20 protein-coding genes are annotated in these 20,623 nt (G+C 71.1%); 8 read left to right on the top strand and 12 right to left on the bottom strand.

Annotated elements, in window-relative coordinates; genetic code table 11:
- Positions 1 to 79: 79 nt before the first annotated feature.
- A complete protein-coding gene (locus tag AC2AXK_RS10140) occupies positions 80 to 310 on the bottom strand; it encodes a hypothetical protein (RefSeq protein ID WP_484345242.1) in 231 nt (76 codons plus the stop codon).
- A gap of 244 nt (positions 311 to 554) precedes the next feature.
- Complete coding sequence (locus AC2AXK_RS10135) at positions 555 to 1,313, bottom strand: SDR family oxidoreductase (RefSeq protein ID WP_484345241.1); 759 nt, start codon at positions 1,311 to 1,313, stop codon at positions 555 to 557.
- An 85-nt stretch (positions 1,314 to 1,398) separates the two neighbouring features.
- Between AC2AXK_RS10135 and proC the strand changes: the two genes are divergently transcribed.
- The gene (gene proC / locus AC2AXK_RS10130) at positions 1,399 to 2,232 is read left to right on the top strand and encodes a pyrroline-5-carboxylate reductase (RefSeq protein WP_484345240.1); all 834 of its coding nucleotides are present in this window, start codon (positions 1,399 to 1,401) and stop codon (positions 2,230 to 2,232) included.
- Between the two features lie 40 nt (positions 2,233 to 2,272).
- On the opposite strand, the gene AC2AXK_RS10125 is transcribed toward proC, so the two are convergent.
- From AC2AXK_RS10125 to AC2AXK_RS10095, 7 genes are all read right to left on the bottom strand, one after another.
- On the bottom strand, positions 2,273 to 2,503 hold the full coding sequence (locus AC2AXK_RS10125; RefSeq protein ID WP_484345239.1) for a helix-turn-helix domain-containing protein: 231 nt from the start codon (positions 2,501 to 2,503) through the stop codon (positions 2,273 to 2,275).
- A complete protein-coding gene (locus tag AC2AXK_RS10120; protein ID WP_484345238.1) occupies positions 2,503 to 3,177 on the bottom strand; it encodes a hypothetical protein in 675 nt (224 codons plus the stop codon). Before AC2AXK_RS10120 ends, AC2AXK_RS10125 begins: the two co-directional genes overlap by 1 nt.
- A gap of 146 nt (positions 3,178 to 3,323) precedes the next feature.
- Positions 3,324 to 4,067 (bottom strand): respiratory nitrate reductase subunit gamma, encoded by a 744-nt coding sequence (gene narI, locus AC2AXK_RS10115; protein WP_484345237.1) that lies wholly within the window; start codon positions 4,065 to 4,067, stop codon positions 3,324 to 3,326.
- Positions 4,064 to 4,723 carry a nitrate reductase molybdenum cofactor assembly chaperone gene (gene narJ / locus AC2AXK_RS10110; protein ID WP_484345236.1) on the bottom strand — a complete coding sequence of 220 codons (660 nt, stop codon included), beginning with the start codon at positions 4,721 to 4,723 and terminating at the stop codon, positions 4,064 to 4,066. The genes narI and narJ overlap by 4 nt, the downstream gene beginning before the upstream one ends.
- Positions 4,720 to 6,399 (bottom strand): nitrate reductase subunit beta, encoded by a 1,680-nt coding sequence (gene narH, locus AC2AXK_RS10105; protein WP_484345235.1) that lies wholly within the window; start codon positions 6,397 to 6,399, stop codon positions 4,720 to 4,722. Before narH ends, narJ begins: the two co-directional genes overlap by 4 nt.
- Positions 6,400 to 6,466: 67 nt before the next feature.
- Positions 6,467 to 10,177, bottom strand: coding sequence for a nitrate reductase subunit alpha (locus AC2AXK_RS10100; RefSeq protein ID WP_484345234.1), 3,711 nt, complete (start codon positions 10,175 to 10,177; stop codon positions 6,467 to 6,469).
- 68 nt (positions 10,178 to 10,245) lie between these two features.
- The gene (locus tag AC2AXK_RS10095; RefSeq protein WP_484345233.1) at positions 10,246 to 11,499 is read right to left on the bottom strand and encodes an MFS transporter; all 1,254 of its coding nucleotides are present in this window, start codon (positions 11,497 to 11,499) and stop codon (positions 10,246 to 10,248) included.
- 350 nt (positions 11,500 to 11,849) lie between these two features.
- Here AC2AXK_RS10095 and AC2AXK_RS10090 point away from each other — a divergent pair, with 350 nt between their 5' ends.
- The 3 genes from AC2AXK_RS10090 to AC2AXK_RS10080 are packed head-to-tail and all read left to right on the top strand — an operon-like array spanning position 11,850 to position 14,792.
- Positions 11,850 to 12,821, top strand: coding sequence for a putative F420-0 ABC transporter substrate-binding protein (locus AC2AXK_RS10090; RefSeq protein ID WP_484345412.1), 972 nt, complete (start codon positions 11,850 to 11,852; stop codon positions 12,819 to 12,821).
- A gap of 7 nt (positions 12,822 to 12,828) precedes the next feature.
- The gene (locus tag AC2AXK_RS10085) at positions 12,829 to 13,956 is read left to right on the top strand and encodes a putative F420-0 ABC transporter permease subunit (protein WP_484345232.1); all 1,128 of its coding nucleotides are present in this window, start codon (positions 12,829 to 12,831) and stop codon (positions 13,954 to 13,956) included.
- A complete protein-coding gene (locus tag AC2AXK_RS10080; RefSeq protein ID WP_484345231.1) occupies positions 13,953 to 14,792 on the top strand; it encodes a putative F420-0 ABC transporter ATP-binding protein in 840 nt (279 codons plus the stop codon). Before AC2AXK_RS10085 ends, AC2AXK_RS10080 begins: the two co-directional genes overlap by 4 nt.
- Positions 14,793 to 14,829: 37 nt before the next feature.
- Here the strand turns inward: AC2AXK_RS10080 and AC2AXK_RS10075 are convergent, their stop codons facing one another.
- The gene (locus tag AC2AXK_RS10075; protein ID WP_484345230.1) at positions 14,830 to 15,249 is read right to left on the bottom strand and encodes a CoA-binding protein; all 420 of its coding nucleotides are present in this window, start codon (positions 15,247 to 15,249) and stop codon (positions 14,830 to 14,832) included.
- Between the two features lie 168 nt (positions 15,250 to 15,417).
- Between AC2AXK_RS10075 and AC2AXK_RS10070 the strand changes: the two genes are divergently transcribed.
- The 4 genes from AC2AXK_RS10070 (at position 15,418) to AC2AXK_RS10055 (ending at position 18,715) form a co-directional block, all read left to right on the top strand.
- Positions 15,418 to 16,011: an HhH-GPD-type base excision DNA repair protein gene (locus AC2AXK_RS10070; protein WP_484345229.1), complete on the top strand. Its 594-nt coding sequence runs from the start codon at positions 15,418 to 15,420 to the stop codon at positions 16,009 to 16,011.
- Between the two features lie 65 nt (positions 16,012 to 16,076).
- Entirely contained in the window at positions 16,077 to 17,126 is a 1,050-nt protein-coding gene (locus AC2AXK_RS10065) for a zinc-dependent alcohol dehydrogenase family protein (protein ID WP_484345228.1), read from the top strand.
- 84 nt (positions 17,127 to 17,210) lie between these two features.
- Entirely contained in the window at positions 17,211 to 17,864 is a 654-nt protein-coding gene (locus AC2AXK_RS10060) for a SatD family protein (RefSeq protein ID WP_484345227.1), read from the top strand.
- Positions 17,861 to 18,715: a hypothetical protein gene (locus AC2AXK_RS10055; protein ID WP_484345226.1), complete on the top strand. Its 855-nt coding sequence runs from the start codon at positions 17,861 to 17,863 to the stop codon at positions 18,713 to 18,715. The genes AC2AXK_RS10060 and AC2AXK_RS10055 overlap by 4 nt, the downstream gene beginning before the upstream one ends.
- Positions 18,716 to 18,798: 83 nt before the next feature.
- On the opposite strand, the gene AC2AXK_RS10050 is transcribed toward AC2AXK_RS10055, so the two are convergent.
- Together AC2AXK_RS10050 and AC2AXK_RS10045 are read right to left on the bottom strand one after the other, a co-directional pair.
- The gene (locus AC2AXK_RS10050) at positions 18,799 to 19,608 is read right to left on the bottom strand and encodes a coenzyme F420-0:L-glutamate ligase (protein ID WP_484345225.1); all 810 of its coding nucleotides are present in this window, start codon (positions 19,606 to 19,608) and stop codon (positions 18,799 to 18,801) included.
- Positions 19,605 to 20,603 carry a TIGR03557 family F420-dependent LLM class oxidoreductase gene (locus tag AC2AXK_RS10045; RefSeq protein WP_484345224.1) on the bottom strand — a complete coding sequence of 333 codons (999 nt, stop codon included), beginning with the start codon at positions 20,601 to 20,603 and terminating at the stop codon, positions 19,605 to 19,607. Before AC2AXK_RS10045 ends, AC2AXK_RS10050 begins: the two co-directional genes overlap by 4 nt.
- Positions 20,604 to 20,623: the final 20 nt, after the last annotated feature.

Raw genomic sequence — 20,623 nt, 5'->3', positions numbered from 1 at the left:
GCGGTACCACCCCGCTTGCCGCTGGTCGGTGCAGACCGGCGGCCTCTCATGTCGGCTGTGACGGGCCACCCGTCCGGTTCTACTGGGGTGCCCCGGTGAGGGAGACCTGTTCTTCCGGAGGCTCACCGGTGATGGCCGGGTCGACGCCTGTGCTCCCACTATAGCCACCGGTCCGCGCGCTGCGGGGCGGGTGACGGCGGCCAGGACGCTGTGGTGGCGCCAGGCGACGGGCGGAGTAGGCGGAGATGTCGCGGGCGACGAGCATCTCGATGGTGAGGGGTGCGGAGGCGAGGACCTCGAGGGTGACCATGGTGTTCCTCTGGGGCGGTGCTGGGCCCGCTCACCTCAGGGACATGGTCCTGGGTCGGCGCGGGCAGGGCGGGTCGGAGGCAGGGGCCTCAACAACACGCGGCACGGGTGACCTGCACCGCAGCGGAGCGCACGCGCTGGGCGCGCACGACGGCGGGGCGGGAGGTGGTCACGACGAGGAGTGTGCCATCTCCCCAACGGTCGGGCAAGGGCACCCGCGGCTCGGGGCGCGCACCGGCGATACGTCAGGCGGGCGGCGTGCGTGCGACGACCGTGTTCGACGCCTGTGCCCGCGGGCGGATCACCATGGAGTCGATGTTCACGTGGTGGGGTCGGGTGAGGGTCCACGTGATCGCGTCGGCGACGTCCTGCGCGGTGAGCGGCTCCTCGACGCCGGAGTAGACGTCGTCGGCGCGGCGCTGGTCGCCGCCGAACCGGGTGAGCGAGAACTCCTCCGTGCGCACCATGCCGGGGGCGATCTCGATGACACGCACGCTCTCGCCCACGAGCTCGAGGCGCAGCGTCTCGGCGAGCACGCGCTCGGCGTGCTTCGCGGCGACGTACCCGGCACCGCCCGGGTAGGTGCCGTGCCCGGCGGTGGACGTGACGACGACGACGTCACCGCGTCCGGACTCTCGGAGGGCGGGCAGCAGCGCCTGGGTCACCTGGAGGGTGCCGAGGACGTTCGTCTCGTACATCTGACGCCACTGCTCGACGTCGCCGGTGGCGACGGGGTCGAGCCCGAGCGCTCCCCCGGCGTTGTTGACGACCGCGTGGAGCGGGCCCTGTTCCGTGACCAGCGCGGCCAGGCGTGCGACGTCGTCGGCGCGCGTGATGTCGGCCGCGACCGCGGTGGCGCCGGTCTCGGCGGCCAGCTCGGCGAGGCGGTCCGCACGGCGCGCGACCGCGACGACCTCCCAGCCCTGCGCACGCAGGAGGCGCACGGTGGCGGCGCCGATCCCCGACGAGGCTCCGGTGACCACCGCTCGTAACGCCTGCGACATCGCTCTCCCCCTGCTTCCCGGGGGGCTCGTGCCTCCCACCCGCTACCGTAAACCAGCACGTCCACACCACGAGAGGTACGCAGACATGACGGTCGGGTTCATCGGTACGGGCAACATGGCGAGCGCGATCGTCCGCGGGATCGTCAGCGACGGCTTCCTCCCCGCGACGGAGATCGTCGTGTCCGACCCGACGACCGAGAAGCGCGAGGCGCTGCGGGACGAGCTGGGCGTGCGCGCCGCCGCGACGAACGCGGAGCTCGTCGAGGCCTGCGACGTCGTCGTGCTCGCCATGAAGCCGCAGGTGATCCCGGAGGTCCTGCCGGAGCTCGCCGCCCAGCTCGCCGACCGGCGCCGGGTCGTCGTGTCCATCGCCGCAGGGACCCCCGTCGCCCGGCTCGAGGCGCTCCTGGCGACGGCCGGACGGCCGGCGGGCTCCGCGCCCGTCGTCCGCGTCATGCCGAACATCAACGCGACCATCGGTGCGGGCATGGCGGCGGTCACCGGCAACGCGGCCGCGACGCGCGAGGACCTGGACCTCGTGCTCGGGATCTTCCGTGCTGTCGGCGACGCCATCGAGCTGGCGGAGTCACAGTTCTCGACCTTCACGGCGATCGCCGGCAGCTCGCCCGCGTTCGCGTACCTGTTCATCGACTCGCTCGCGCGGGGCGCCGTGCAGGCAGGTATGCCGAAGGCGCTCGCGACGCGGATCGCCGCCCAGACCGTGCTCGGGTCGGCGCGGATGGTCCTGGAGTCCGAGCACAACCCGTGGGGCCTCATCGACGCCGTGTGCTCGCCCGGGGGGACGACCGTGGCCGGTCTCATGGCGCTCGAGGACCGGGCGTTCCTGTCGACCGTCGTCCATGGCGTCGCCGCGACGATCGCACGGGACGCCGAGCTCACCGCGCGCACCGAGACCTGACCCGATCCGCCCGAGGACACCCAGGGTGGCGAGGACGAGATCAGGCATCGAGCACGACCTCGAAGAGGTCGCCCGGCCCGCACCCGAGCACCTGGCACAACCGGGTGAGGGTGTTGAACCGGATCGCCCGCGCACGGTTGTTCTTGAGGACGGAGAGGTTGACGACCGATATCCCCACCCGCTCGGAGAGCTCGACGAGGGTCATCCCCCGCGCTTCCAGGAGGGTGTCGAGACGGCACACGACCGAGTGGTCGTCGGGCTGCTCACCCATCAGACGATGCCGTCCTGGTCGCGAGCGAGCCGCGCACCGCTGCGCAGGGCTATCTGCATGCAGATGCAGAAGAGCATCGCGGCGTAGGCGATCCACACGCCGGACCCGAGGTCGGGGCTCGGGGCCATGCGGCCCTGCCACCCCAGGGAGCCGATGGCCCAGTTGGTGCCCAGCTGCCGCAGCCCTTGCGGACCCGCGACCATGGCGAAGACCGCCACCGTGAACACGTTGAGGACGCGCATCGTCGCCGGTGCGAAGAGGCGCCCGTCCGACAAGCGCAGGGCGAGCAGCGCGAGCATGACGGCGACGGCGCACCACAGCACCGTGTGCACGCCGTCAGCCAGCCAGAGCAGGGCCACGGCAGCTCCTGGCAGAGCATCAGCGGCGACGGTCGCCTCGAGCGTTCCCGTGGGCTCGAGAGCGACGCCAGAGGGCGACTGGACTGTCGACACGCCGTCGACCTGGTGCAGCGCCAGCACGACGAAGCCCTCGCTCCACTGGTAGGTCGCGGCGAGCAGGTACGACACGACGAGCGCCACGACACCGATCCCGCAGACGACGACGACGACCCAGAAGAGCAACCTGCGGTCCTTGCGGCTCTGGTCGGTGAGGGTGGTCACGACCGTCGACGGTCGGGGTGCGGGCTCTGCGGGTGGTGTTCCGTTGGTGTCCATCGTCGCACCATATTGTTTATCGTTACTAACGACAAACGATATGGTGAGCGACAGCCGGTTGCCCGACGGCGCGTGCGCGGTCTGCTCCCCTGGCTGCACGACGGTCGAGATCACTGCACGCACCGCACGCGCCGAGAGCTGACGGGCTACCGGCCGCTCGTCGCGCGGTCCCAGGCTGAGCCCCGGGGCCGCCGAGCCGGCGCGACGTCCTTGCTGCGGTAGACGACGTACGGACGCCACAGGTAGCCCACCGGGGCGCTGAAGACATGGACGAGGCGGGTGAACGGCCACATCGCGAAGAGGATCATCGCCGCCATGGCATGCGCCTGGAAGCCGATGGGCGCCTGCGCCATGAGCTCTCCCCGGGGGTCGAGGTAGAAGATGCTGCGGTACCACTCGGAGACACCGGTGCGGTAGTCGTAGTCCCCGCCGAGGTTGAGGACGGAGCCGGAGACGGTGTTCCACAGGCCGAGGAGGATGACGAGCCCGAGCATGAACCACATGGCCTTGTCCGTCCTCGTCGTCGCGCTGAACACCGGCCCCACGGTCCGCCTGCGGTAGATGAGCAGCGCCGCGCCGACGAGGGTGCAGAACCCGGCGACGCTCCCGATGCTCACGGCGAGGACGTGGTAGGCGCGCTCGGAGATGCCCACCGCGTCCGTCCAGCTCTGCGGGATCCCGAGGCCGAGGACGTGCCCGAGGAACACGGCGAGGATCCCGAAGTGGAACAGCGGGCTGGCCCAGCGCAGCAACCGGCTCTCGTAGAGCTGCGAGGAGCGCGTCGTCCAGCCGAACTTGTCGTACCGGTACCGCCAGACGTGCCCGAGCACGAAGATCGCGAGGGTCACGTACGGGATGACCACCCACAGGAGGATGTCGGTCGTCGTCATGGGTGGACTCCGGAGTACTCGGGGCGGGCGAACGGTTCGAGGCCGACGTCCTCGCCGGGTGGTCCCTCGGCCGCGAGGCGCAGGACCGCCTCGCGGTCCGTGCCGGCGAGCGCCGGGAGCGTCGCGCTCACCGCCGTGACGGCGTCGGCGTACGGCGACCCGACGTCGAGGAGGGCGGTGCGCAGCAGCTCCAGTCCTGCACGGTGCTCGAGCAGCAGCCGGATGCCCTCCGCCCGGTCGGCGGTGGCGGCGAACTCCAGGAGCACGCAGAGGTGGTCGGGCAGCTCCTCGTCGCCGACGACGAGCCCGGCCCGCCGGTACGCCTGCTTGAGGGTGACGAGGGCGACGCCGCGCTGCCGGGTGTCGCCGTGGGCGTAGTAGGTGAGGTAGAGGCAGCAGCGCCGACGGTGGTCGAACGTCGCGACGTACTCCGCCTCGAGCTGCCCCTGGGTCCCCGCGGCGAGGTGCGCGACGAGCCGGCGCAGCGGGGCGCCCGACTGTCCGGGCAGCGCGCCGCACACCCGCTCGAGGGCGCCGAGACGACCGAGCAGCGTCGCGTCGGGGTAGTCGAGAAGGAGCGCCGCGACGCGATGCACGAGGGCGGTCTCCTCGGACGCCAGCTCTCTGGCTGCGCGCGCCCGCGCCGCACGGTTCACGGCCGCGGCTCCGTCTCTCCGGCGGGGTCGGTCCCGTCCCCGCGGGACGGGAACAGTCCGGCGGGAGCCCCTTTCCCGTCCCAGTTGAGGAGGTTCACCCGGGTGGGCGTGCCCGTCGCGCTGTCGCTCGTCTGACGCTGCTTGAGCATGTGGAAGTTCTCGATCGCCACGGGAGTGGTCCCGCCCGACCCCTCGCCGAACGGGCCGGACCCACCCATGCCGGGACCGCCGTCGTAGTCGAGGCTGCACTCCGTGGCGAGCTCCTCGAGACCGTGGGCCTGCTCCGCGTGCGCCGGCGGGATGACGTACCGCTCCTCGTACTTCGCGATCGCCAGGAGCCGGTACATCTCGTACATGGAGTCACCGTCCATCCCCACGGCCTGCGCGATGGACTCGTCGCGCTCGCGCCCGAGGGTGATGTCCCGCATGAACGACCGCATCGCCGCCAGGCGCTTGAGCACCGCGGTCACCGGCGTCGCATCACCGGCGGTGAAGAGCTCCGCGAGGTACTCCACCGGGATCCGCAGGGTGTCGATCGCCGCGAAGAGGTTGTGCGTGTCCTCCGCGTCCTGCCCTGTCTCGGCGACGACGTCGACCACCGGGCTGAGCGGCGGGATGTACCAGACCATCGGCATCGTCCGGTACTCCGGGTGCAGGGGCAGCGCCACCTCGTAGTCGCTGATGAGGCGCCAGACCGGCGAGCGCTGGGCGGCGTCGACCCAGTCCCGCGGGATCCCCGCGAGCTCCGCCGCGCGGACCACCTCCGGGTCGTGCGGGTCGAGGAACACGCTGCGCTGCGCGGCGAGCAGGTCGTGGTCGTCCGCGACGCTCGCGGCCTCGAGCACCTTGTCCGCGTCGTAGAGCACGAGCCCGATGTACCGGAGCCGACCGACGCACGTCTCGGAGCAGATGGTCGGCAGGCCCACCTCGACGCGTGGGTAGCAGAACGTGCACTTCTCGGCCTTGCCGGTGCGGTGGTTGAAGTACACCTTCTTGTAAGGGCACCCGGTCACGCACTTGCGCCAGCCCCGGCACGCGTCCTGGTCGACGAGCACGATCCCGTCCTCGGCGCGCTTGTAGATCGCTCCCGAGGGGCAGGACGCCGCGCACGACGGGTTGAGGCAGTGCTCGCAGATGCGCGGCAGGTAGAACATGAACGTCTGCTCGAACTCGAGGGTGACCTTCTCGGACACCTTCTGCAGGACGGGGTCAGCATGGGCGAGCTCGGGGGCGCCGCCGAGGTCGTCGTCCCAGTTGGCGCTCCACCGGATCGCCGTGTGCTCGCCCGTGAGGAGCGACGTCGGCCGGGCCACCGGCGTGTGCTCCTGCAGCGGCGCCGTCGTCAGCGTCTCGTAGTCGTAGGTCCACGGCTCGTAGTAGTCGTCGATGGACGGCATCCTCGGACTCGCGAAGATCGTCGCGAGGTTCTTCCACCGCCCGCCCTGCTTGAGCTTGAGGCGTCCGCGCCGGGTGCGGGTCCAGCCGCCCTCCCAGCGTTCCTGGTCCTCGTACGTGCGGGGGTACCCCTGCCCGGGCCGCGTCTCGACGTTGTTGAACCACACGTACTCGGTGCCGCTGCGGTTCGTCCACGCCTGCTTGCACGTCACCGAGCACGTGTGGCACCCGATGCACTTGTCGAGGTTCATGACCATCGACATCTGCGCCATCACTCGCATCGTGCCCACCCTCCCCTGTGCGTGCGGTCCCGTCCGGTCCGCCCTGTCGTTCCCGTGCGGCTGCGCATCAGTACCGGACCTCCTGGGACCGTCGGCGGATCATCGTGACCTCGTCACGCTGGTTGCCGGTGGGGCCGATGTAGTTGAAGGCGTACGAGAGCTGCGCGTAGCCGCCGATGAGATGGCTGGGCTTGATGAGCAGCCGGGTGAGGGAGTTGTGCATGCCACCACGCCTGCCTGTGGTCTCGGTCAGCGGGACGTCGATGAGGCGGTCCTGCGCGTGGTACATGTACACCGTTCCCTCCGGCATCCGGTGGGAGACGATCGCTCGCGCGACGACCACACCGTTGCGGTTGACGGCCTCGATCCAGTCGTTGTCCTTGATGCCGACCTTGGCCGCGTCCCGGCTGCTCACCCAGATGGCCGGGCCTCCCCGGGAGAGGCTGAGCATGAGGAGGTTGTCCTGGTACTCGGAGTGGATCGACCACTTGTTGTGGGGGGTCAGGTACCGGACGGTGAGGCCGAGCTCGCCTGTGCTCCCGATCTCGGGTTCCCCGAAGAGCGCCGGCATGTTGAGCGGCGGGCGGAACACCGGGAGGTTCTCCCCCACCTCCGACATCCAGTCGTGGTCGATGAAGAACTGCTGACGGCCGGTGAGGGTGTGCCAGGGCTTGAGGCGCTCGACGTTGATCGTGAACGGCGAGTACCGGCGTCCGCCGGCCTCGCTCCCGGACCACTCCGGCGAGGTGATCACGGGCACCGGAGCGACCTGGGTGTCGCGGAAGGTGACCTGCTTCCCCTCGTGCTCGGCAGCGAGGTCGGCGAGCCGCATGCCCGTCCGTTCCTCGAGCGTGCGGAAGCCCTGGACGGCGAGCCGACCGTTGGTGGTCCCGGACAGGGCGAGGATCGCCTCGCACATGTCCGTGTCCCGGGCCAGGGACGGTCGCCCCGCGCCGACGCCGGTGCGCACGGTCCCGTTCTTCCGCCGCAGGTAGTCGACCTCCTCGCCCACGCGGAACGTCACGCCCTTCGTCGTCTCGCCGAGGGTGTCGACGAGCGGGCCCAGCGCGGCCATCTTCTGCGCGACCGCCGGGTAGTCGCGCTCGACCACCGTGAGCTTCGGCATCGTCACGCCGGGGACGGGGTCGCAGTCGCCCGCGGCCCAGTCCCGGACCCGCCCGTGGGGCGTCGCGAGCTCGTCCGGTGTGTCGTGCGCGAGAGGTGACGCGACGACGTCCTGGCGGACACCCAGGTGCTCGACGGACAGCTCGCTGAACCGCTGGGCCAGCGCGGCGAAGGCGTCGAAGTCCGTCCTGCTCTGCCAGGGCGGGGCGATGGCCGGCGAGAAGGAGTTGATGAAGGGGTGCATGTCCGTCGAGCTGAGGTCGTGCTTCTCGTACCACGTCGCCGCTGGGAGGACGATGTCCGAGAAGAGCGTCGTGCTCGTCATCCGGAAGTCGAGCGAGAGCAGGAGGTCGAGCTTGCCCTTCGGGGCCTCGTCTCGCCAGACGACGTCGCGGGGACGCGCCTGCGGCGGTGCCTCGGTCGCCCGGACGGAGGCGTCGGTCCCCAGGAGGTGCTTGAGGAAGTACTCACCACCCTTGCCGGAGCTCCCCAGGAGGTTGGCCCGCCAGACCGTGAGCACCCGCGGGAAGTTCTCGGGCGCGTCCGGGTCCTCGCAGGCGAACCGCAACCTGCCCGCCGCGAGCTCGCGGGGGACGTACTCGGTGACCGGCAGCCCTGCCTCCGCCGCGTCGTCGGCGAGGTCGAGCGAGCTGCGGTCGAAGGTCGGGTAGGACGGCATCCAGCCGAGTCGCGCGGACTGGGCGAGCACGTCGGCTGTGCTCCGTCCGGCGAATGCCCCCGTGCCCGCCGCGGATGCCACCGTGTCTGCGCTGAACGCGTCGTAGCGGTACTGGTCCGTGTGCAGGTACCAGTAGGCAGTCTGGATCATCTGGCGTGGCGGCCGCACCCAGTCGAGCGCGTTCGCGAGCTGCGCGTACCCCGTGATCGGCCGCACCTTCTCCTGGCCCACGTAGTGCGCCCACCCGCCGCCGTTGACGCCCTGGCACCCCGTGAGGGTCGTGAGCGTGAGGAACGTCCGGTAGATCGTGTCGGAGTGGAACCAGTGGTTGGTGCCGGCGCCCATGATGATCATCGAGCGTCCGCGGGACTCCTCCGCGTTCGTCGCGAACTCGCGCCCGATGCGCTCGGCCTTCCCCGCGGGGACGCCGGTGATCGTCTCCTGCCACGCGGGGGTGCCGGGCTGGCTCGGGTCGTCGTAACCCGTGGGCCACTGCCCGGGCAGCCCGGGGCGCCCCACGCTGTACTGGGCGAGCAGGAGGTCGAACACGGTGGTCACGAGGTGTCCCCCGACCCGCCGCACCGGGACCCCGCGGTGCGCGAGCTCGCCGTGCCCGTCCGGCGCGTCGAACCGGGGCAGGTCGACCGCGACCGTCCCCGCGTCGTCCGTGGCCGCCGCGTAGAGGGTGAGGACCGGGTCGACGTCCCCCAGGTCGAGGTTCCAGCGCCCGGCGCCCTCCTCGGCGAAGCGGAACCCCAGCGAACCGCCCGGCACCACGGGCGAGCCCGTGGTGGCGTCGAGCAGGACCGTCTTGAACTCCGCGTTCCCGTCCGTCTCGCCGAGGTCGGAGGCTGTGAGGAACTTGTCGGGGACGTACGCGCCCGCCCGCTCGACGAGGCGCACGAGGAACGGCAGGTCCGTGTAGCGCTTGACGTAGTCGGTGAAGTACGGGACCTGCCGGTCCACGAAGAACTCCCGGAGCGTGACGTGCCCCATGGCCATCGCGAGGGCGCCGTCCGTGCCGGGCTGGGCCGCGAGCCACTCGTCGGCGAACTTCACGTTGTCCGCGTAGTCCGGGGACACCGCCACGACCTTCTGCCCCCGATACCGGGCCTCGGCCATCCAGTGCGCGTCCGGTGTCCTCGTCACGGGGAGGTTCGAGCCCCACATGATGAGGTAGCCGGCGTCCCACCAGTCCCCGGACTCGGGGACGTCGGTCTGGTCCCCGAACACCTGGGGGGACGCGACCGGAAGATCGGCGTACCAGTCGTAGAAGGAGAGCATCGGTGCCCCGATGAGGGAGTAGAACCGCGAGCCGGCCGCGTGGGAGACCATCGACATCGCCGGGATCGGCGAGAACCCGGCCAGGCGGTCGGGACCGTACGTCTTGATGCTGTACACGTGTGCGGCGGCGGCCATCTCGACCGCCTCGTCCCACGTCGCCCGGACGAGGCCACCCTTCCCGCGCACCGCCTTGTACCGTCGCGAGCGCACCGGGTCTTCGACGACGTCGCCCCAGGCCAGGACGGGGTCCGTGAGGCGCGCCCTCGCCTCGCGGTACATCTCGAGCAGGGCACCGCGCACGTACGGGTACCGCACCCGCGTAGGCGAGTACGTGTACCAGGAGAACGCGGCCCCGCGTGGGCAACCCCGGGGCTCGTACTCCGGGCGGTCCGGCCCCACGCTCGGGTAGTCGGTCTGCTGGGACTCCCACGTGATGATCCCGTCCTTGACGTACACCTTCCACGAGCACGACCCCGTGCAGTTGACGCCGTGCGTGGAGCGCACGACCTTGTCGTGGCTCCACCGGTCCCGGTAGAAGCTGTCCCCGTCGCGACCCCCGATCTCGTGGAGCGTCCGCAGGTCCTGGGACACCTCCTGCGGCTGCAGGAACCGCCGGGTCCGCAGCAGGGCGTCCGTGAGCGCGTCCCCGAGCCCGGCGCGTCCGGGCCCCTCGGTCTTCTCGGTCGTCATCCGGATCTGTTCCTCTCCGCCGTCCCGCGGCGCACGTGGTGGTCGTGCCGTGCTCGAGCTCGTCCAGGTCAGCCAGCCGGTGGTCGCGCCTCCCCCCGGGTCGCCCGCCGGACGGGTCCCAGGGTGAGCGCCGTGACGGCGACCGCGGTGAGGGCGAGCAGGATGAACCCGACCGTGTACGCGCCCGTGGCCTCGTAGATCGCTCCCATGACGAGCGGCGGGAAGAACCCCCCGAGACCCCCCGCCGCGCCGACGAGCCCCGTGACGGACCCGACCGAGTCGGGAGGCACGACCTTCGCGACGAGGGCGAAGCACGCTCCGGACGTAGCGCCCAGGACGGCGGCCAGCCCGAGGAACGCGACGGAACCGGCCGGCAGGAGCTCCAGACGCAGTGCTGCGAGGAGCGAGAGGGCCGCAGCGAGGGAGCAGCAGACGACGAGCACGGGAACGGGGTTCCACCGGTCTGACAACCACCCACCGACCGGTCGGGCGATCACGGCCAGGATGATGAACCCGGCGGTGCGGAACGCTGCGTCGGAGCGGGTGAGCCCGTAGTCCGTCGTGAGGTAGGTGGGCAGGTAGACGCTGAACGCCACGAACCCTCCGAACCCGAGCGCGTAGATGAGGGACAGCTGGACGGTTGCGGGCATCCGCGCCGTACGCACCGTCGCGCGCAGGAACGACCCCTCGGGTGGCCGCGGCGGGGTGGCGTCCCGCAGGAGCACCCACGCCGCGACGGCGTACGCGACGAGGAGCACGGCCACGAGCACGAACGGGGCGGCGCTCCCGAAGGTGTCCACGAGGGACACGGTCGTGAACGCGGCGACCGCGGTACCGGCGGTGCCCATGCCGAACAGTCCGAGCGCGGTGCCCCGGCGCTCGGGGGCGAACCACTTGTTGACGAACGGGACGCCGATCGCGAAGCTCGTGCCACCGAGCCCGAGGAAGAACCCGCCGAGCAGGAGCATGGGGTAGCTCTCCGCGACGAGCCCGACGAAGAGGACGGGCACCATCGTGCACAGGCTCACCACCGGGAACATGCGCCGGGCGCCGTACCTGTCGGTGAGCGCCCCTACGGGGATCCGTCCGAGCGACCCGACGATGACCGGCACGGCCACGGCGATCGAGACCTGCACCGGCCTGAGGTCCATCTGGTCCTCGTAGGTCGAGGCGAGAGGGCTGATGAGCGACCACGCCCAGAAGTTCACGAGGAACCCGAGGGTGGCCATGACGAGCATGAGCGTCGGGCTCCTGCTCGCACCGTCGCCGCCCCGAGCAACCTCGGAGGAGCGCGCGCTCGGATGGTCGGGCGACGCTGCCATGTCCGCCTCCTGCCGGAGTCCCCAAAAGCGTATTTTGTACACTAACCGGCACGGACCGGACGCGCCCGAGCAGCGAGCCCGTCCTCGGTATCCACGACGAGGACTCCCTCTGCCACGCCCGCACCACGATCCGTCGACATCGGCGTGCATGAGCGCACGCAGGTAGACTCCACGGTGATCCCGAACCCCGATCTGGTCCGGTGCGCGACTCCTGCTTGAGCCGCTGATCTCCGCGCGCAGCTGCCGCGCCCCACGTCGTCGCTCCCCGACCACCGGAGATCTCCGTGACCCCTGTACGACCCTCGCGGGCGCGCGCCGCCCGCGGCGCGGCGCTCGCCACAGCCCTCGCCATGACCCTCACGCTCTCGTCCTGCGCGGGCGAGGAGTCGGCTGCGACCCCGTCGGAGCCCGCTCCAGCGGGCGGCTCCACGACCTTCCCGCTCACGCTCGACAACTGCGGGGTCGACACCACCGTCGACGCACCGCCGGAGCGGGTCGTGACGATCAAGTCGAGCACCACAGAGATGCTCCTCGCGCTCGGGCTCGGCGACCGGATCGTCGCCACCGCCTACCCCGACGGACCCGTCGCCGACTGGCTGGCCGACGCTGCGGCGGACAACCCGGCGATCGCCACGCCCCTCTCCGACAAGGTGCCCGGCGCAGAGGCGGTCCTCGAGACGGAGCCCGATCTCGTGTACGCGGGATGGGAGTCCAACCTCACCGCGGAGGGCGCCGGAGACCGGGCCACCCTGCAGTCGCTCGGCGTCGCCACGTACGTCTCGCCCTCGGCGTGCAAGGACCCTGCCTACCAGCCCGCGCCCCTGACGTTCGACGACGTCTTCGCCGAGATCACCGAGGTCGGGCAGATGTTCGACGCCACCCAGGACGCCGCCGAGCTCGTCGCCGAGCAGCGCGTCGAGCTCGGCGGCGTCGTGCAGGACGACCGCGGGCTGACCGCGCTGTGGTACTCGTCCGGCTCGGACATCCCGTACGTCGGCGGTGGCATCGGCGCCCCCGCGATGATCATGGACGCTGTCGGCCTGGAGAACGCCGCTGCGGGCATCGAGGACACGTGGGGCCCGTACTCGTGGGAGGAGGCCATCGCCGCCGACCCCGACGTGCTCGTCCTCGTCGACTCCGCGTGGAACTCCGCAGAGAAGAAGATCGGCGTCCTGGAGTCCAACCCGGCGACGGCCAACCTCACGGCCGTCCGCGAGGAGCGTTACCTCGTCGTGCCCTTCGCCGCGACCGAGGCCGGCGTCCGGAGCGTCTCGGCCGTCGTGGACCTCACAGCCCAGCTCGCAGCGATCGACACGGAGTGACGCGCGCGTGACTGCCACCCAGACGCCCTCCGTCGACCGGGCCACCCGCCCGGACGGCGGCGCGCCCTCGGGGTCACGGCGTCCCGGTGGACCGGTGGGGAGCGCCGGCGGGGCGTCGCGGATCCTGCCAGCGGCGTGGCTCGCGAGCGCCACGCTCGTGCTCGTCGCGACCGTGCTCCTGGCCGTGACCGTGGGACCCGCCGACATCAGCGTCCCTGACGTGTGGCGGTCGATCCTCACGCACGTCGGGCTCGGGGACCTGCTGGGCCTCAGCGAGGTCCCCCTCCTCCAGGACGGGACCGTCTGGCAGCTGCGCCTCCCCCGGGTCCTCACCGCGGCCGCCGTGGGCGCGGGCCTCGCCATCTGCGGGGTCGTCATGCAGTCCCTCACCCGGAACCCGCTCGCCGATCCCTACCTCCTGGGACTGTCCTCCGGGGCGTCCCTCGGCGCCGTCCTCGTCCTCGTCCTCGGGGTCACGGTCCTGCTGCCCGTCGCCGCGTTCACGGGAGCAGTGCTCGCCCTCGTGGTGGCCCTCGCGCTCGCGGGAGCGCTCGGCCGGATCACCGCGACGCGGACGATCCTTGCCGGGCTGGCCGTGAGCCAGCTGTGCGCCGCAGGGACGTCGTTCGTCATCTTCTGGTCGGCGACGGGCGACTCCTACCGCGAGATCCTCTCGTGGCTCATGGGTTCGGTCGCCGGGGCGACGTGGACCTCGGTCGCCATCGCAGCCGGTGCCGTCCTCGTCGTCGGCACGCTCCTCGCATCGACCGGCTCCGTGCTCGACGCGTTCACGTTCGGAGACACGGCGGCCGCGACGCTCGGCCTGTCCGTCAACCGCACGCGGTGGGCGCTGCTCGTCGGGGTCGCGCTCCTCACGGGAGCGCTCGTGTCCGTCTCGGGATCGATCGGGTTCGTCGGCCTCATCCTCCCGCACGCCGTCCGCCTCGTCACAGGTGCCCGGCACCGACTGCTCCTGCCCCTGTCCGGACTGTGCGGCGCGACCTTCCTCGTGTGGGCGGACACCGCGGCCCGCACGGTCTTCGCGCCACGGGAGCTGCCTGTCGGGATCGTCACCGCCGCCATCGGGGCGCCGGTGTTCGCACTCGTGCTGTGGCGCAGCCGGCGGTCCCTGTGAGGGGGCGCCCGGCAGCCCGGGCCACCGTCGCCACGGGCACGGACAGGCCGGCGAGCCGCTCCGGGGCGCTCACCGCGTCCCGGGTGTCCTGGTCCGTGGAGGGACGCCTCATCATCGACGGGGTCGACTGCACCGCTCCTGCCGGTGCCGTCACGGGGCTCCTCGGGCCGAACGGCTCCGGCAAGTCGAGCCTGCTCCGGCTGGTGGCCGGGGTCGAGGCGCCGGAGTCCGGTGCGGTGACGCTCGCGGGGCACGACCTCCTGTCGACACCCCGCCGCGAGCGCGCACGGGTCGTCGCGTTCGTCGAGCAGGATGCTGGGACGGAGCTGGCGCTCACGGTGCTCGACGCCGTCCTCCTCGGTCGGATCCCGCACCGGTCGCTGCTCTCCGGCGACAGCGAGCGTGACCGGGAGGTCGCCCGGGCAGCACTCGACCGCGTCGGCGCGTCCGAGCTCGCCGGGCGTGACCTGTCGACGTTGTCCGGTGGTGAGCGTCAACGGGTGCACGTCGCCCGCGCCCTCGCCCAGGAGCCCCGTGTCCTGCTGCTCGACGAGCCGACGAACCATCTCGACATCGCGGCGCAGCTCGCGACGATGGACCTGCTGACCTCGCTCGCGGCGGACGGTGTGACGGTGCTCGCCGCCCTGCACGACCTCAACCTCGCCGCAGGCTCGTGCGACCACGTCGTCCTCCTGTCCGGAGGCACGGTGGCCGCTGCCGGTGCCGTGTCGGACGTGCTCGTCCCGGACGTGCTGGATCGGGTCTACGGGGTGCGCACGCAGGTCCTCACGCACCCCGCCACCGGTCGCCCCGTCCTCACGTTCGCTGGTCGCTGAGCCTGTTCCTGCTCGCCGACGCGCCGGAGCGCGGACCCTAGGTGTCGAGACCGAGCCGAGGCACCTCGATGGCCGGGCACGTGTCCATGACGACGTCCAGTCCGGCGTCGGCCGCGCGGGCAGCCGCCGCCTCGTCGATGACGCCCAGCTGGAGCCAGACGGTCGTCGCGCCGACGGCGATCGCCTGGTCGACGACGTCTCCGGCGAGCTCGGAGCGGACGAACACGTCGACGACGTCGATCTCCCCCGGGACGTCGGCGAGGTGCGCGTAGCCCGTCGCGCCGTGGACCGTCTGCGCCTTCGGGTGCACCGGGACGATGTCCATCCCGAGGTTCTGGAGGTACGCGCCGATGCCATAGGCGACACGGTCGCGGTTGTCAGAGAGTCCGACGACCGCCCATCGGCCCGGCGTGGTGAGCAGGCGGCGGATCACGGCGTCGTCGTTGGTGTGCGTCATGGTCCTACGACACCACATCCGGGTCGCGTTCGGGCTCCGTCGCCTGCGTGGTCCGCCGGCTGACCACGAGCACGCGGGGCGCGGCGACGAACCCACCTCTGTCTCTCGTGCGCCGACCCTGCCCGGGCGTGCAGAGCGAGGGTCGGACGGCGCTGCGATGATGTGGGGATGAGCACCTCAGACCTGTGGCTCACCGGCGACCCGGAGGCCGACCACCTGCTCACGAGCGACCCGTTCGCGCTGCTCGTCGGGATGCTCCTCGACCAGCAGGTGACGATGGAGAGCGCCTTCGCGGGGCCGTCGAAGATCGCCCAGCGGATGGGAGGTCTGGATGTGCGGGCCGTCGCCGACGCAGACCCGGACGAGTTCGCCTCGCTCTGCGCGACGCCACCCGCGGTGCACCGCTACCCCGGCTCGATGGCCGGTCGCATCCAGGGTGTCGCCCGGGCGCTCGTCGACACGTACGACGGTGATGTCACCCGGTTGTGGACCGACGGCGACCCGGACGGCGCCGAGGTGCTCCGGCGCCTCAAGGCGCTGCCCGGCTTCGGCGACCAGAAGGCGCGCATCTTCCTCGCTCTGCTCGGGAAGCAGTACGGCGTCCGGCCGGCTGGCTGGCGAGAGGCCGCGGGACCATACGGGGACGAGGATGCCCGACGCTCGATCGCCGACGTCACGGACCCGACGAGCCTCGCCGAGGTCCGCGCGACCAAGCAGGCGGCGAAGGCCGCAGCGCGAGCAGCGAAGTCCGCGAAGGGCTGAGCACGCACGGCGGCTCGGGTCTCCGGCCGAGCGTCAGGTCAGGTCACTCCCTAGACTCGACACCCATGCGCGCAACAGTGATCCACGGTCCCGGCGACATCCGACTCGACGACGTCGCGGAGCCCCGTCTCGTCCTGCCGGGCGACGCGGTCGTGCGCGTCGTGGCAGCGTGCGTGTGCGGGTCGGACCTGTGGCCGTACCGCGGCGTGACACCCACCGACGAGCCCAGGGCCATCGGGCACGAGTTCGTCGGCATCGTCGAGCAGGTGGGCGACGACGTGTCGCAGGTGCGGGTGGGCGACTTCGTCATCGCCCCCTTCTACTTCTGCGACAACACGTGCCTCAACTGCCGTAACGGCGTGAGCACGTCGTGCCTCACGGGCGGGTGGTGGGGCTCGACGGACCGCGACGGTCACCCGGTGCAGGGTGCGCAGGGCGAGCGGGTCCGCGTCCCGCTCGCGGACGGCACCCTCGTCGCGACGCCCGAGGTGCCCGACGACGCGCTCGTGCCGAGCCTCCTCACGCTTGCCGACGTCATGGGGACCGGCCACCACGCGGCGCTCTCCGCCGGTGTCACGACAGGCAGCACCGTCGTCGTCGTCGGGGACGGTGCCGTCGGGCTGTGCGCGGTGCTCGCAGCGAAGCGGCTCGGGGCGTCCCGGGTCGTGGCGATGTCCCGCCATGCCGATCGCCAGGCCATCGCCCGCGAGTTCGGCGCGACCGACGTCGTCGCGGAGCGCGGCGACGAGGGAGTGGCGCGCATCAAGGAGATGTTCGACGGGATCGGGCCGGACTGCGTGCTCGAGTGCGTCGGGACCGCCGAGTCGATGGACCAGGCGATCCGCTCGGCCCGGCCGGGCGGGATGGTCGGGTACGTCGGCGTGCCGAACGGTGGCCCCGAGCTCCCCGTCCGGGCGCTGTTCAACACGAACGTCGGGGTGAACGGCGGCGTGGCGCCCGTCCGCGGGTACGTCGAGGAGCTGCTGCCCGAGGTGCTCTCGGGCGCCATCAACCCGGGGCGGGTGTTCGACCTCGAGCTCCCGCTCACGGAGGTCGCGCAGGCGTATGCCGCGATGGACGAGCGGCGCGCCACGAAGGTGCTCCTGCGGCCGTGACCCCGAGCAGTCCAGCCGCGTCATGGCGGAGGCGCTATCACCCTTGCGCTTATATTTGATTGACATTAGCGCTACTCTGATCGCATGTCATCCACGTCGATCGCGCTCATCGTCGATATCGTCGGTTCCCGGCATCTGACGAACCGCACCGCAGCGCAGCGCGAGATCCGCGAAGCGTTCGATCTGGCCCAGAGCACGTATCCCGTCGAGCAAGCTCTCTGGCCGACTGTGGGTGACGAGTTTCAGGCGGTCTACCGCGCCCTCCCCGACGCGGTGCGCGCGACCACGCTGGTCCGACTCTCCCTACCTCCGGGCGTCGACCTGAGGTTCGGGCTGGGTCGTGGCGAGATCCGCACCATCGAACCCGCGGGGGCCGGATCGATCCAGGACGGCTCGGCCTGGTGGTCTGCACGTGAAGCGATCAAGGAAACCCATCGCCGTCAGAGCACCGGCAGCCGGTACGTGCGCTCCTGGTTCATCGACGGCGCTCCGGTTGCCGGGGACCGCCGCACCGAACGGCTGGTGAACGCCTACCTCCTTCTGCGCGACATGACGATTTCGTCGATGAAGCCGCGCGAACGTCGGCTCGCGCTGGGCACTCTGCTCGAGCGCACACAGTCGGAGCTCGCGTCAGAAGAGGGAATCACGCAGGGCGCCGTCTCGCAGAATCTTTCGCGCTCGGGAGCCTCCGCCCTGCTCGCGGCTGACTATCTCATCGGCGAGGGGTGGGACGCATGATCGCCAGCATCCTCCTGCTCATGGTCGGAGCGGTCGACGCCGTCCGAACAAGCGCCGTCGGTCACACGAGGCCGCGCCGCGCCGTCGCTCTCCTGCTCCCCGTCCTCATCGTTGCGAGCGCGTCGGTCTTCACTCTTGGACTGGACTGGTACTGGGCTGTCGCGTGTGCGATCGTCGCGGCCGGATGGGTCGTGGTGATGCCGATCGCAGGCTCTGCCGCCGGAGTGGACCGACCTGCCCCGGTGTGGCCAGCGGTCGCGTTCTTGATCCTGCTTGTTGCTGTGGTGCTCGTCGACACCACGTCGGCGACGGTGCCCGCGGCGGTCGCCAGCGTCGTGGGGGCATCACCGAGGGCTGGTCTCGGCAACGTGTCGGCAGACCTCGTCCTCGCCGGTTCTGCCGTCGCGCTGACACTCACCCAGACCGCGAACCTCATCGTGCGAGCGGCGCTCGGCCGAACCGGTGCTGAGATCCACGTCCTGTTGGTGCCCGCCCGATCGAGCGTCTCGACGATGGTGACCACCTCTCGCCTGCCGTCCCGATGGGCGTCTCGCATATGGCACCGCTACGTCAGCGCGCTTGATGCGCGTCCTGACTACTCGGCAGCGACGATGCGCGGAGGTCGGCACATCGGGCCTCTCGAACGGATCCTCATCACCGCAGCGACGACGAGCGGAGCCTTCCCGATCGTCGCGGGGCTGCTGGCTGCGAAGGGGATCGTCCGGTTTCCCGAGATCTCGGCTGATCGGGCTTCAGGCGGGAAAGCGGAAGAGTTTCTCGTCGGCAGCCTGACCAGCTGGTCGATCGCAGGCGCCGCGAGCCTGTACCTCGTTGCAGTCCACGCATCGTGAGAGAGACGTGCCCGAGAAGAATGATCACGTCACCGCGCTGATATCCCACCGATATCAGGTGGACCGTGATGAGACGATGGTCCTCAAGAGTGTCGCGACGTCTCCCTCGCGGCGCGCCCATCGGCTTCTCCCCTCGCGTACGCCTCGGCCGAGCCCTCGGCGAAGAGGTCTGACGCGCCCAGCCGGACGAGCACACGGGCGCCGGGACCGTCGTCGGGCGTCGTGAGGTGCGACAGGCCGCGGACGACGGCGACGGGGCGTCCTGACGTCTTGCCCTTGACGAGCTCCGCGGCTGCCGCGACCTCGTCAGCCACGGCGGTGACCGTCACGGTGAGCGGCCGGCCGTGCGTGTCCACCGAGCCACGGTCGTCGACCAGCGGACGCAGACCCGCGACGCCGATCGCGAGATCCGTGAGGCCGTCCCGCCACGGCCGGCCGGCCGTGTCCGTGATGACGACGGCGACCTCGGCACCGAGCCGCTCGCGCAGCCCGGCGCGCAGGCGCCGCGCCGAGGCGTCCGGGTCCAGGGGCAGGAGCAGCACTGTGCCCTCCGGAGTGTTCGACGCATCCACGCCCGCCGCAGCCATGACGAGTCCGAGCCGGTTCTCGACGATGCGCAGCGGCGGGCCGTCCGGCCGCTCCCGGGTCGCGACGACGCGCACCGTCTCCGCGGTGATGGCGGCCTCGCGGTCCTCCGCGGCGACGACACGGCCCTCCGCCTTGGAGACGATCTTGCTCGTGACGACGACGACGTCGCCGTCGACCAGCTCCGGACACGCCCCCGCGACGAGAGCGGAGAGATCGTCACCTGTGACGACCTCGGCGATGCCGTCCGGGGCCCAGACGCGGTAGCCCGCGTCCGGGCCGTCGGACGACGTGACGGGATCAGTCACCGGGAGAGCTTCGGCAGCACGTCCCGCCCGAAGACGTCGATCCACTCGCGCTGGTTGCGGCCGACGTTGTGCAGGTAGATGCGGTCGAAGCCGAGGTCTACGTACTTCTGGATGTTCGCGCGGTGCACGTCGGGGTCGGACGAGATGACCATGCGCCCCTCGAAGTCCTCGGGGCGCACGAGCTTGGCGATCTGCTCGAACTCGAACGGCGAGCGGATGTCGGCCTTCGGGAACTTCATGCCGCCGTTGGGCCACTCGGTCATGGCGTTGACCATGGCCTCCTCGTCGGTCTCGGCCCACGACAGGTGGATCTGGAGAACCTTGGGCATCGACCCGGGGTCACGGCCGGACTCGCGGACGCCGTCGTCGAACTTGCCGAACAGCATGGAGATCTTCTCGAGCGGTGCGCCGACGGTGATGAGACCGTCCGCATGCTTGCCCGCGCGCTTGGCGGTCACCGGACCGGCGGTCGCGACGAGGATCTCCGGCGCCACCTCCGGCATCGTCCACAGTCGCGTCGACTCCATCTTGTAGAACGGCCCCGTGTGCTTGACGTCCTTGCCCGCCAGCGACGCCGTGAAGAGCTTCTTGATGATGTCGATCGCCTCGAACATGCGGTTGATCCGCTCGGGCGCCTCGGGCCAGTACTGGCCGATGATGTGCTCGTTGAGCGCCTCGCCGGACCCGAGGCCGAGCCAGTGCCGGCCGGGGTACATCGCGGCGAGCGTCGCGGACGCCTGCGCGACCATCGCTGGGTGCCACCGGAAGGTCGGTGCCGTCACCCCAGGGCCGATGTCCCCCCGCGTGCGCTCCCCCAGCGCGGACAGGACGTTCCACACGAACGCGCTCTGCCCCTGCTGGGGCACCCAGGGCTGGAAGTGGTCCGCCGCCATGACGCCGCTGAACCCCTGCGTCTCTGCGTACTCGGAGAGGGCGACGATGTCGGTCGGGTGAAACTGCTCGAGCATGGCGGCATAGCCGATGGTCAGATCCATGGACCAACCCTAGACGCTCG

Source organism: Sanguibacter sp. Z6_81, assembly GCF_057180625.1.
Note: the sequence above shows the minus strand (reverse complement) of the source record. Positions and strands in the feature narration are given on the sequence as shown.